Here is a 10,779-nt window from a genome sequence, read left to right as displayed (position 1 = left end):
GATCCATGTGATCCGCGCCCCACAGTGCTTTTGTGTCACCGGGATGGCGGGTAAGGTTAGGTTAGCCTCACCGATCAATCGGGACGATCAGTCGGAAAAGGCACGACCTGTACAGCCACCCTCTGAGTCGTCGCGACCAGTGGATCCATCGGGGAGGTGAACCCGCGTGTATGTCTGCTCATGCTTCGGCGTCACGGAGAAGCAGGTGAAGGAGCATGCGGACGCCGGTGCCGGCACCCCCCGCCAGATCGCCTCCGCCTGCAAGGCGGGCACGGACTGCGGGTCGTGTGTGCGCAGGATCCAGTCGATCCTGGGCCGCGGCAGCTGCCCGCGGCGCGCGCTGCTCGACCAGGGCAAGCCCGCGCTGAACGCTGTCACCGAGAGCGCTGTCACCGAGCTGGAGCCGGGTGCCGTCGCGGGTCTGGACGAGGCGGCCTGAGCCTCCCGCCGGACCTTTCGCTCCGAGCCCCCTGCCGCGCCTTCGGCGGTCCGGGCCGGGTCGGCCCTCAGTCGTCCGGGCCGGGTGCCGTCCGGGCCGGGTGCCGTCAGCTGTCCGGCTGCTCGATCAGCTGCGCGATGTAGAGCGGCTCGCCGAGCTTCTCGACCAGCTCCAGCTGAGTGTCGAGATAGTCGATGTGGTGCTCCTCGTCCTCAAGGATCGATTCGAAGATATTCGCCGAGGTCACATCGCCCTTGCCGCGCATCACCTCGATACCGCGCTTGAGGCGGTCGATCGCCTCCACCTCGATCTGCCGGTCGGCCTGGAACATCTCGGTCACGGTCTGGCCGATGCGCACATGGAACAACCGCTGGTAGTTCGGCAGACCGTCGAGGAACAGAATCCGGTCGGTGAGCACTTCCGCGTGCTTCATCTCGTCGAACGACTCTGACCGGGTGTACTTGGCGAGCTTCGTCCAGCCGAAGTTCTCCTGCATCTTCGCGTGGAGGAAGTACTGATTGATCGCCGTCAATTCGGCCGTCAGCTGCTCATTGAGAAACTCGATGACCTCGGGGTCGCCCTGCATCGCAGAAGCTCCTTCCACACGTGTGGCTCGGGGGCAGGTTCGCGCATCCTCGCATCGCCGCTGAGAGCCCGTCCAGTAAGTGCCTCCTTAGTAGGAGTTGCCCGAATCGGGCCAGACCTGGTCATGACCACCCCTCGTGGTCTGTCACCATGGATGGCATGGGTCAGCCGGAGAGCCGGGATTACCGTGCAGCAGAGGAGTCCGAGCTTCCGCCGGGGCAGCGACTGCAGCGTGGCTGGCCGGTCACCCATTACGGGCCCGTGCCCAAGTTCAAGCCGGACCGCTGGGAATTCAGGGTCTTCGGCGCCACGGCGGACGGCGACAAGCGCTGCTGGAACCATGAGGAGTTCTCGGCGCTGCCCTTTTCGACGGTCGTCGCGGATCTGCACTGTGTGACGAAGTTCAGCATGCTGGGGGCCGAATGGGGTGGTGTGCCGGCCCGTTCCATTGCGGCTCTGGCGCCGCCCGCGCCGCAGGTCACCCATGTCATGGTCTGGGCCGAGTACGGTTTCAGCGCCAATATGCGCCTCGCCGATTTCACCGATGAGCGCGCGATCTTCGCGACTCACAAGGACGGCGAACTGCTTACCGCCGAGCATGGATTTCCGCTGCGTCTGGTGGTGCCGCACCTGTATGCCTGGAAGGGTCCGAAATGGGTCCGGGGCGTGGAATACATGACGGCCGACCGCCGGGGTTTCTGGGAGGAACGCGGCTATCACAATCTCGGCGACCCCTGGCGGGAGCAGCGGTATTCGTACCAGGAAGAGCCGGGAGACGGCCCGGAGCTGTGATGAGCGCGGGTGTCCGCGTGATGATGAGCGCGGGTGTCCGCGTGCGTGTGCCAGGGTGCGCCGGACAGGGGCTGCCGGGTGGCGTCAGTGGAACTGGTGCATCACGGCGTGGCCCTTGCCGCGGCCGATCAGCCACTTGTTGACCGGGGTGGTGATCACGAAGGCGACCGCGAAGGCGATGGCGAGGGCGTACCAGAACAGTCCGTCCGACACGCCCGCGTGCATGGCTCCGGGCCACAGGGCGAGCACGCTGTTGTCGGTGATCTCCATGACGGTGATGGACAGCGTGTCGGCGGCGAGCGCGACCTTGACGGCGGCCTTGAAGGCCAGGCCCGCCTTAAGGATGGTGATCATGGTGAAGGAGTAGCCGAAGATGAACGCCAGGAAGATCGCCAGGGCCATCGTCGGGACGTTGTGCCAGCCGAGCGCGGTACCGATCACCATGCCCAGCACCTCACCGATGGCACAGCCGATGAGACAGTGGAGGGTCGCTTTGGCGGCCATGCCCCAGCTGACCGCGCCGCTGTCGTGTTGATGGTGCCCGTGCTGTCCGTGCTGCTGACCGTGCCCCTGTTGCTCACCCTGCTCAGTGTGTCCGGCGTGTCCGGTGTGTTCGGTGGTCTCGACGCGTCCGGTGGTCTCGACGTGTCCCGCGTGCTCCGGCTGCGCGGGGTCCGTGCCGGGGGCGCTCTCGTCGGTCCGGCCGTGGTCCGCGTGATGGGCGTGAGCGTCGTGCTGCATAAGAAGTCCCCAAACGAGGTGTGGTCCTGTCCGACAACAAGACCGTATGCCCCCATGGGGTATTGCGCCACATCTGCCACTCCGGCCCGCATGGGCCGACGGGTCCGTCGGCTACCCGCGGAGCCCCTTCAGACGCGCCACATCGGCCGCGTGCCCTTCCGTACCGCCCGGAGTCTCGATGATCAGCGGTACGCCGGCGGTCGCCGGATGGCACATCAGCTGCCGGAACGGTTCCTCGCCGATATGGCCGACGCCGATGTTCTCGTGACGATCCTTGTGTGCGCCGGCCATTTCCTTCGAGTCATTGGCGTGAATCAGTTTGAGCCGTCCCTCTCCGACTGTCTCCACCAGAAGATCCAGGGTCCGCGCTACCCCCAGCGGGGCCGCGAGATCGTGCCCGGCCGCGTGGACATGGCAGGTGTCCAGGCAGACCCCCAGCCGGGGGTGGGCGTCCAGTGCCTCGAAGTACGGGCCGAAGTCCTCCGCCCTGGAGCAGAGGGAGAACCCCTGTCCGGCCGTCGACTCCAGCAGCAGAAACGGATCGTCGTCCTCGGTCAGCTCATCGAGCAGCGGCAGCATCAGCTCGCGCGCCTGCGCGAGGGCCACCTCACGGGAGCGCCCGCCGGTCGCCGAACCGGTGTGCACCACCACGCCACGGGCGCCGATCTCCCGGCCCCGGCGCAGTGAGTGGCGCAGCGACACCACGGACCGCTCGGCGGTCGCCTCGGTGTGCGAGCCGAAGTTGATCAGATACGGGGCATGGACGTACACCGGCATTCCGGCCTCAGCGCACCCGGCGCGGAACGCCTCGTCCTGCGCCGGACTGCCCGGGGGCGTGGCCCATCCGCGCGGATTGGCCACAAAGACCTGGACGGTCTCCGCCTTCAGCTCACGGGCGTACGACAGACCGGTGCGGGCGAGACCGCCCGCCACGGGTACATGGCCGCCGACGGGGTTGCGCATGAGTGCTTGGTCCGTCCTTCGGTCGTGAGGGCGCTGGGGGCCGGTCGTGAGGGCGCCGGGGGATGGTGGTACGGGTGAGAGGCGGCCGTCGATGGTGGTGCGGGGGCGTCACAGTCCCTTGAGCTTGACGGTGATCGTGCTGCCCTCGGCTGCCTCGCCGTCCGCCGCCGGGGACTGGCTCTCGACCGTGTCGCCCAGGAAGGGGAAGCTCTTCTCGACTTTGACCTGGAAACCCGCCGACTCCAGCGCGCTCCGCGCCTCGTCGACTCCCTTGCCGACGACATCCGGGACGTCGATCATGCGCGGCCCCTTGGAAACCGTCAGCGTGACCGTGTCACCACTGGCCAGTTCGCTGCCCTCCGGCGCCGACTGCCGGGCGATCGTGCCCGCCTCCTGCGGCGAGTTGACCCGATCGGAGGCGATCACGACCCGGAACCCGGCCCCCTCCAGCTCCGCGGTCGCTCCTTCCACCGGGTCGCCCGTCACATCCGGGACCGCGATCGGAGCGCCCTTGCTGACGACGATGGCCACCGCCGAGTCCGGGCTGCGGCCCGCCCCGGCCGCCGGGTCCGTACTGATCACGGAGCCCTGTGGGACCTCCTCGCTGAAGGCGCGGCTGGTCACCCCGGGCGCGAGACCCGCCGCCCGCAGTCTGCGCTCGGCCGTGGCCAGCGGATCGCCCTTGACCGAGGGCACCCGTACGATCTCCGGTCCGCGCGACACGACCAGCGTCACCGAGCCGTTGCCGCGGATGCGCTCATGCGTCGCGGGATCGGACTCGATCACCGCACCGCGCTCCACGGTCTCGCTGAACTCCCTGCGGACGGTGCGCACATCGAGCCCGGCGCTCTTCAGCTCCTGCCGCGCGGCGGACTCGGTCTTGCCGATGAGCGCGGGGACCCGGGTGAACTGCCCGGAGTTGATGTACCAGACACCGGCTCCCACGCCCAGCACCACCAGGACGGCCACCACGATCGCGATGACCCCCCGCCCCGGGAGAGCCGGGCGGCGCCGGCGCGGCGGCGGGGGCGGCCCGGCGGGCGGCATCGCCAGCCGGGCCGTGTGGCTGACTCCGGGATGACCGACTCCGGGCTCCTCGCGGGGGAGCGGTCGGGGGACGACATCCGTACGCTCATCGGAACCTTCCACCGCGTCCCCGCCCCGGCTCCCCGCCCCGTCCAGCGCGCGGGCCCCGGGCGGCACCAGATCCAGCTGAGCGTCGTCCAGCGCCGCGCGGGTCGCACGGGTCCTGGCCAGCAGCGCCACCGCGTCGTACGGCCGGCCCCCTGGGTCGCGGGCGGTGGCGTCCGCGACCAGTTCGTCCAGCTCGGCGGCGAGGCCGGGGACGAGCGCGGAGGGCGCGGCCACATCCTCGTTCAGATGCCGGAACAGCACCTGGGCGGGCGTGTCCCCGGAGTGCGGCTTGCCGCCCGTCAGCATTTCGTACAGGACGACCCCGCACGCGTACACATCCGTACGGGTGTCGGACGTGCCGTCCTCGATCTGCTCGGGCGCGAGGTAGGAGACCGTGCCCAGCACGGCGCCGGTGGTGTCGGTGACCGAGCCGACCGCCCGGACGAGACCGAAGTCGGCGACCTTGACCCGGCCGTCGTCCCCTATGAGCACATTCTCCGGCTTGATGTCCCGGTGGACGAAACCCGCCCGGTGCGCCGCACCGAGCGCCGCGAGCACCGGCTCCAGGATGTCGAGCGCCGCCCTCGGCCGGAGCGCCCCGCGCTCGCGCAGTACGTCCCTCAGGGTGCAGCCGGCGACGTACTCCATGGCCAGATAGACATACGCCCCCTCCGCGCCCTGGTCGAAGACCGCCACCACATTGGGGTGGGCGAGACGTGCCACCGACTTGGCCTCACGGATGAAGCGCTCCACGAATGAGGCGTCGGTGGCGAGGGCCGGGTGCATCACCTTGAGCGCCAGCTCGCGGTCCAGCCGGGTGTCCACGGCCCGGTAGACCGTGGCCATCCCGCCGACCGCGACGCGCGCGTCGACGCGGTAGCGGCCGTCGAGCACCTGCCCGACGAGGGGGTCCTGGAGGGTCGTGTCCACCCGTTGATTCTACGAGTCACCAGCGGGATCCCCGCCGGACCGGGGCGCGACTGGGTCACGACTGACGCCGACCTGTGACAGCCTCGCCCGCGCCTCAATCGCCGGCGGGGCTTCGCCCGGGTGGGGGTGCCCCCGGGCGGAACCCAGGGGGAGTACCCCCAGCGGGGCTGTTTTTGCCTGCCCGGGTGCGCATATCAAGCCTGTCCGGCGATTGAGGACGGACGCCTGGCCCCCGAGGCTTGGGGCTTGCGGGCATGGGTGCGCACATCAAGCCTGTTGGGGGTCCCCCCGGACGGAGTCTGGGGGAGATTGAGGACACGCCCGGAGGGCGTGTCGCTCCACAAGGCAAGGGGTGGGACAGGGCGCGAGGTCAGAACGCCGGGCGTTCCGGGTCCAGCGTCGGCATGCCCGCCACCGGGGACGACGCCTCGGCGAAGTGGCGGCGGGGGATCCGCCCGGCGCGGCGGGCGAGCCGGCCCGCCTCGACCGCGTGGCGCATCGCCTCCGCCATCAGGACCGGCTCCTGCGCGCGGGTGACCGCGGAGGCCAGCATCACCGCCGCGCACCCCAGCTCCATCGCCAGCGCCGCGTCGGACGCCGTGCCCGCGCCCGCGTCCAGGATCACCGGCACGCGCGCGTGCTCGACGATCAGCTGGAAGTTGTGCGGATTGCGGATGCCGAGCCCCGAGCCGATCGGTGAGCCCAGCGGCATGATCGCCGCGCAGCCGACGTCCTCCAGCTTCCGGGCGACCACGGGGTCGTCATTGGTGTACGGCAGGACCGTGAACCCGTCGTCCACCAGGGTCTCGGCCGCGTCCAGCAGTTCGATCGGGTCGGGCAGCAGGGTCCGCTCGTCCGCGACGACCTCCAGCTTGACCCAGTCGGTCCCCAGGGCCTCCCGGGCCAGCCGGGCCGTCAGCACGGCTTCGCCCGCCGTGAAGCAGCCCGCGGTGTTGGGCAGCACCCGGATGCCGAGCCTGTCCAGGACGGAGAGCACGGACCCCTGGACGGTGGGGTCGAGGCGCCGCATCGCGACGGTGGTGAGTTCGGTACCGCTGGCGGCGAGGGAACGTTCCAGCACATCAAGGCTGGGAGCCCCGCCCGTACCCATGATCAGCCGGGAGCCGAAAGAGGCGCCCCCAAGGGTGAACAGATCGTCGGCCACGGCGGATCAGCCTCCCTGCACAGCGGTGAGGACTTCGACCCGGTCGCCGTCGCCGAGCCGGGTGCCCGCCCACTGGCTGCGGGGGACGACCGCTTCGTTGACGGCCGCGGCGACCCCGCTCGGGGCGGTCGTGAGATCCGCGACCAGGGCGTCCAGGGTGGTTCCGGTGGGGACCTCTCGCCGTTCGCCATTGACGGAGACCAGCACGGGCGAGCTGTTCATGCGAGCTGCTCCAGAGTGACCTGGGAGTCCTGGGAGTCCTGGGAGTCCTGAGAGGCCGGGGAGGCGACCTGGGAGGCCGGGGAGACCGGACGAGGGTGCGGAGGGAAGCGGTCCGGGGTGAACGGCAGGGCTTCGGCGGGGAGGGCGCCGTTGGTCAGCGCCTCGGCCATCGCATCGCCCGTGACCGGGGTGAGAAGCACCCCGTTGCGGTAGTGGCCGGTGGCCAGCAGCAGCCCCGGCAGAGCGGTGGGGCCGAGCAGCGGTGCGTTGTCGGGGGAGCCGGGGCGCAGCCCGGCACGGGTCTCGGTCAGCGGCAGCTCGGTGATGCCCGGGACCAGCTCATGGGCGTCGCGCAGCAGCTCGTACACCCCTCCGGCGGTGACGGCGGTGTCCCAGCCGAGTTCCTCGCTGGTCGCGCCGACGACCAGCTCACCGCTCTCGCGCGGCACCAGATAGACCTGGCCGCCGCGCACCACCGCCCGTACGGTCCGGGACAGGAAGGGCGCGTACGGCGCGGGCACGGTCAGCCGCAGAACCTGCCCCTTCACCGGGCGTACGGGGGGCAGCACCCGCTCGGGGACACCGCCGAGCCGCCCGCTCAGCGAACCGCCCGCCAGCACCACCTGCTCGGCCCTCAGGGCCCGCCCGTCGGACAGTACGGCTCCGGCCGCTTCGTCCCGTACGACCGTCAGTCGTTCCGCCCAGGCGCGGTGGAAGGTCACCCCGGCCCGTTCGCAGGCTCTGACCAGGGCGGATGCCAGCAGTCTGGGGTCGACCTGATGGTCGCCGTCCACCCGCAGCCCGCCGCGTACCCCGGGGGCGAGCATCGGTTCCAGCCGGCGGCACTCGCGTCCGGTGAGCCACTCGGACTCCAGCCCGGAGCGGCGTTGCAGGGCGTGCAGTTCGCGCAGATGCGCGCGGTCGTCGGCGTCGAGCGCGACGGCGAGGGTGCCGCAGGCGCGATAGCCGATGCGCTGCCCGCTCGCCTCCTCCAGTTCGGCGGCGAAGGCGGGGTAGCGGCGCGCGGATTCGAGATTGAGGGCCAGCAGGGTCTGCTCGCCGTAGTGCAGCTCGGTGACGGCGGCCAGCATCCCGGCCGCGACCTGGGCGGCCCCGCCGCCCGGTGCCGGATCGGCGACGGCGACGGCCAGTCCTCGCTGCGCCGCGCGCCACGCCGTGACGAGTCCGATGATGCCGCCCCCGATGACGAGGACGTCCGAGGTCTCCGGGGACACCGTGGGCCGGGACCGGGTGCCGGGAATGGATGACATGGGCGATCCGCTCCTCCCTTCGCCGGCATGACCCGGATCAGGTTCGTACGGTCGGAGGCCGTCCAGCCTCCCTCTCAGCCCGGTGCGTCCGGGCTCCCGCGAGTGCTTTACGGTGGCCACCCTAACCCCAGGCCCCGGCGCGCGGTAAGACGCGGTGGGGCACCGCGGTGGGTGCGGACACGAGGAGACACATACATGGCACGGTCGCTGGACGGCCTCGTCCTCTCACCGGTCGCGGACCAGGCGCCGGGCCAGGTGGGCACCCGTACCCGGTTCACGTACCACGAGCGGGACGGCCGGATCTGGGCCGAGTACGAGGGCGGGGACGTGGTCCACGGCCGGCTGGTGGGCACCCGGGAGGGCGACCGGCTCGACTTCCGCTACGTACAGCTGAAGACGGACGGGACCACGTCGTCGGGGCACTGCGCCTCGACCGTGGTCGAGACGGCCGACGGCAGGGTGCGGCTGGAGGAGACCTGGGAGTGGGAGTCACAGGAGGGCAGCGGGACCAGCGTCGTCGAGCAGGTCCGGTGACCGGTGGGGGCCCTTAGGGCCTGTGTGGCGGTCCGTCCGTGCGCGTCGGTCTCGGTGCGCGGACGCTCCGCCGCCCGCCCGGCGACACCCTCGCTTCTCTGACGGCTCGTCAGTTGCGTAAGGTTGACGGGTGAGCGAGCAGCGGAATCAGCGGCAGGGGCGGCGCGTGGTCGTCGTGGGAGCGGGTATGGCCGGGGTGCAGACTGCCGTGGCCCTGCGCGAAGAGGGCTTCACCGGCCCGGTCACCCTCATCGGGGCCGAACCGCACCAGCCGTACGACAGGCCCCCGCTCTCCAAGGCGGTCCTGCTGGGCACGGCCGAGGGGTCGGCCTTCGATGTCGACTTCGAGGCCCTCGGCATCGAGCTGCGGCTCGGCTGCGAGGTGACCGGCCTGCGCCCCGGAGCGCATGAGCTGGACACCGAGGCCGGACCCGTCCCGTACGACACCCTGGTGATCGCCGCGGGTGCCGAACCGATCGCCCTGCCCGGCACCGAGAGCGTCCAGGGCGTCCATCTGCTGCGCACCCTCGATGACGCCGCCCGGCTGCGGCCCGTACTCACCCGGCAGCACGCCATCGTGGTCGTCGGCGCGGGCTGGATCGGCGCGGAGTTCGCGACGGCCGCGCGGGCGGCGGGGTGCGCGGTCACCGTCGTGGAGGCGGCCGAGCGCCCGCTCGCGGGCGCGCTGCCCGCCGAGGTCACCGCCCCGATGACCGGCTGGTACGCCGAGTACGGCGTCGAACTGATCACCCACGCGCGCGTGGACGGCGTCGAACCCGGCGAGGTGGTCCTCGCGGACGGCCGGCGGCTCGCCGCCGGGGCCGTGGTCGTCGGCATCGGCGCCCGCCCGGCGACCGGCTGGCTCACGGGCTCCGGCATCGACATCGGCCCGGACCGCGCGATCGTCGCGGACGAGCATCTGCGCACCTCGCTGCCCGATGTGTACGCCGTCGGGGACTGCGCCTCCTTCCCCTCCGCCCGCTACGGCCGGCGGCTGCTCGTCCACCACTGGGACAACGCCCTCCAGGGCCCCCGGACCGTCGCCGCCAATGTCATCGCGGCGGGGGCGGGGGAGCCCCCGCGCCAGTACGACCCGGTGCCGTACTTCTGGTCCGAGCAGTTCGGCCGCTTCGTGCAGTACGCGGGCGACCACGCCGACGCCGACACCCTGGTGTGGCGGGGCGGCCCTGCGGACCCGGCGTGGTCCGTGCTGTGGCTGCGCAAGGACACCCTCGTCGCCCTGCTGGCCGTCGGCCGGCCACGGGACCTGGCGCAGGGCCGCAAGCTCATCCTGGCGGGCGCCTCGCTGGACAGGGAGCGGGCCGCCGACCCCGCGATCCCTCTGAAGGCCGCGTCCGGCTGAGCCGGGCCGGGCCGCTTCATACGCTGCTGACCAGGCACTCTTCCGCAGGACGGGCCTCGGGCGCACGATCGGTCGCCCGGTCCGGCTACCCACTGTCAGTCCCAGATGGCAGGCTTGTCCTGTGACCGAGATTGACGCAAAGATCGATGCCCTCGTCCCCGAGTGGCTCACCCTGCCCGACATCGCGGAAAAGCTCGCTGTCGAGGTGACGCGCGTCCGCCAGCTGGTCAAGGAGGGCCAGCTGATCGCCGTGCGCCGAGGGGAGAACCGGGTCCTCCAGGTTCCCGCCGCCTTCATCAGCGGGGACAAGGTGGTCAAGGGGCTCTCCGGCACCCTGACCCTCCTGAAGGACGACGGGTTCACCGACGACGAGATGCTGGAGTGGCTCTTCACTCCCGACCCCAGCCTGCCGGGCACCCCCGCGCAGGCCCTCAGCGAGAATCGCGGTACGGAAGTGAAGCGAAGGGCCCAGGCACTGGCCGTCTGACGCCCGGTGCACCCGGCTACCGCGCCCGGGGCGGCGGATAACGGGCGGATAGGGCGGGCGGGCGGAGACGCGCGGTCCGGTCCGGTACCGCGCGTGCGGGTCCCGGCCGGTCCCGCGCCGGCCGGTTCGGTCTCACCCAGGTGAGCGCCGACC

The 10,779-nt window shown here is 71.2% G+C and carries 12 protein-coding genes and 1 riboswitch; of the genes, 5 read left to right on the top strand and 7 right to left on the bottom strand.

Translation table 11 applies throughout. The features are described 5' to 3' along the window. The first annotated feature begins 166 nt into the window (after positions 1-166). Positions 167-439 carry a (2Fe-2S)-binding protein gene (locus ACWF94_RS21350; RefSeq protein ID WP_453490542.1) on the top strand — a complete coding sequence of 91 codons (273 nt, stop codon included), beginning with the start codon at positions 167-169 and terminating at the stop codon, positions 437-439. A gap of 106 nt (positions 440-545) precedes the next feature. On the opposite strand, the gene bfr is transcribed toward ACWF94_RS21350, so the two are convergent. Next, on the bottom strand, positions 546-1,025 hold the full coding sequence (gene bfr / locus ACWF94_RS21345) for a bacterioferritin (protein WP_453490539.1): 480 nt from the start codon (positions 1,023-1,025) through the stop codon (positions 546-548). Between the two features lie 158 nt (positions 1,026-1,183). Between bfr and ACWF94_RS21340 the strand changes: the two genes are divergently transcribed. After that, complete coding sequence (locus ACWF94_RS21340; protein WP_453490532.1) at positions 1,184-1,816, top strand: sulfite oxidase-like oxidoreductase; 633 nt, start codon at positions 1,184-1,186, stop codon at positions 1,814-1,816. Positions 1,817-1,900: 84 nt separating this feature from the next. Here the strand turns inward: ACWF94_RS21340 and ACWF94_RS21335 are convergent, their stop codons facing one another. The 6 genes from ACWF94_RS21335 to thiO all read right to left on the bottom strand — a co-directional run bounded on the left by ACWF94_RS21335 (position 1,901) and on the right by thiO (position 8,242). Then, positions 1,901-2,557: a DUF4396 domain-containing protein gene (locus tag ACWF94_RS21335; RefSeq protein WP_453490529.1), complete on the bottom strand. Its 657-nt coding sequence runs from the start codon at positions 2,555-2,557 to the stop codon at positions 1,901-1,903. 111 nt (positions 2,558-2,668) lie between these two features. Continuing rightward, the gene (locus ACWF94_RS21330) at positions 2,669-3,520 is read right to left on the bottom strand and encodes a deoxyribonuclease IV (RefSeq protein WP_453490526.1); all 852 of its coding nucleotides are present in this window, start codon (positions 3,518-3,520) and stop codon (positions 2,669-2,671) included. A gap of 108 nt (positions 3,521-3,628) precedes the next feature. Beyond that, the gene (pknB, locus tag ACWF94_RS21325) at positions 3,629-5,584 is read right to left on the bottom strand and encodes a Stk1 family PASTA domain-containing Ser/Thr kinase (protein ID WP_453490523.1); all 1,956 of its coding nucleotides are present in this window, start codon (positions 5,582-5,584) and stop codon (positions 3,629-3,631) included. Positions 5,585-5,954: 370 nt separating this feature from the next. Then, positions 5,955-6,749 carry a thiazole synthase gene (locus ACWF94_RS21320; RefSeq protein WP_453490520.1) on the bottom strand — a complete coding sequence of 265 codons (795 nt, stop codon included), beginning with the start codon at positions 6,747-6,749 and terminating at the stop codon, positions 5,955-5,957. Between the two features lie 6 nt (positions 6,750-6,755). Next, a complete protein-coding gene (thiS, locus tag ACWF94_RS21315; protein ID WP_453490517.1) occupies positions 6,756-6,971 on the bottom strand; it encodes a sulfur carrier protein ThiS in 216 nt (71 codons plus the stop codon). Further along, complete coding sequence (gene thiO / locus ACWF94_RS21310) at positions 6,968-8,242, bottom strand: glycine oxidase ThiO (RefSeq protein ID WP_453490514.1); 1,275 nt, start codon at positions 8,240-8,242, stop codon at positions 6,968-6,970. Before thiO ends, thiS begins: the two co-directional genes overlap by 4 nt. Continuing rightward, a riboswitch (TPP riboswitch) is annotated at positions 8,239-8,352 on the bottom strand. (Overlaps the previous gene by 4 nt.) 85 nt (positions 8,353-8,437) lie before the next feature. Here thiO and ACWF94_RS21305 point away from each other — a divergent pair. From ACWF94_RS21305 to ACWF94_RS21295, 3 genes are all read left to right on the top strand, one after another. Further along, positions 8,438-8,776 (top strand): hypothetical protein, encoded by a 339-nt coding sequence (locus tag ACWF94_RS21305; RefSeq protein WP_453490511.1) that lies wholly within the window; start codon positions 8,438-8,440, stop codon positions 8,774-8,776. Between the two features lie 187 nt (positions 8,777-8,963). After that, positions 8,964-10,139: an NAD(P)/FAD-dependent oxidoreductase gene (locus tag ACWF94_RS21300; RefSeq protein ID WP_453490545.1), complete on the top strand. Its 1,176-nt coding sequence runs from the start codon at positions 8,964-8,966 to the stop codon at positions 10,137-10,139. Positions 10,140-10,260: 121 nt separating this feature from the next. Further along, the gene (locus tag ACWF94_RS21295; RefSeq protein ID WP_453490508.1) at positions 10,261-10,626 is read left to right on the top strand and encodes an Rv2175c family DNA-binding protein; all 366 of its coding nucleotides are present in this window, start codon (positions 10,261-10,263) and stop codon (positions 10,624-10,626) included. The last annotated feature ends 153 nt before the right edge of the window (positions 10,627-10,779 follow it).

Source organism: Streptomyces sp. NPDC055078 (genome assembly GCF_053607985.1).
Note: the sequence above shows the minus strand (reverse complement) of the source record. Positions and strands in the feature narration are given on the sequence as shown.

Coding starts and splice junctions, on each gene's coding strand:
- bfr (WP_453490539.1), bottom strand. CDS start 1,025: ATGCAGGGCGACCCCGAGGTCATCGAGTTTCTCAATGAGCAGCTGACG.
- ACWF94_RS21340 (WP_453490532.1), top strand. CDS start 1,184: ATGGGTCAGCCGGAGAGCCGGGATTACCGTGCAGCAGAGGAGTCCGAG.
- ACWF94_RS21335 (WP_453490529.1), bottom strand. CDS start 2,557: ATGCAGCACGACGCTCACGCCCATCACGCGGACCACGGCCGGACCGAC.
- ACWF94_RS21330 (WP_453490526.1), bottom strand. CDS start 3,520: ATGCGCAACCCCGTCGGCGGCCATGTACCCGTGGCGGGCGGTCTCGCC.
- thiS (WP_453490517.1), bottom strand. CDS start 6,971: ATGAACAGCTCGCCCGTGCTGGTCTCCGTCAATGGCGAACGGCGAGAG.
- thiO (WP_453490514.1), bottom strand. CDS start 8,242: ATGTCATCCATTCCCGGCACCCGGTCCCGGCCCACGGTGTCCCCGGAG.
- ACWF94_RS21305 (WP_453490511.1), top strand. CDS start 8,438: ATGGCACGGTCGCTGGACGGCCTCGTCCTCTCACCGGTCGCGGACCAG.
- ACWF94_RS21300 (WP_453490545.1), top strand. CDS start 8,964: ATGGCCGGGGTGCAGACTGCCGTGGCCCTGCGCGAAGAGGGCTTCACC.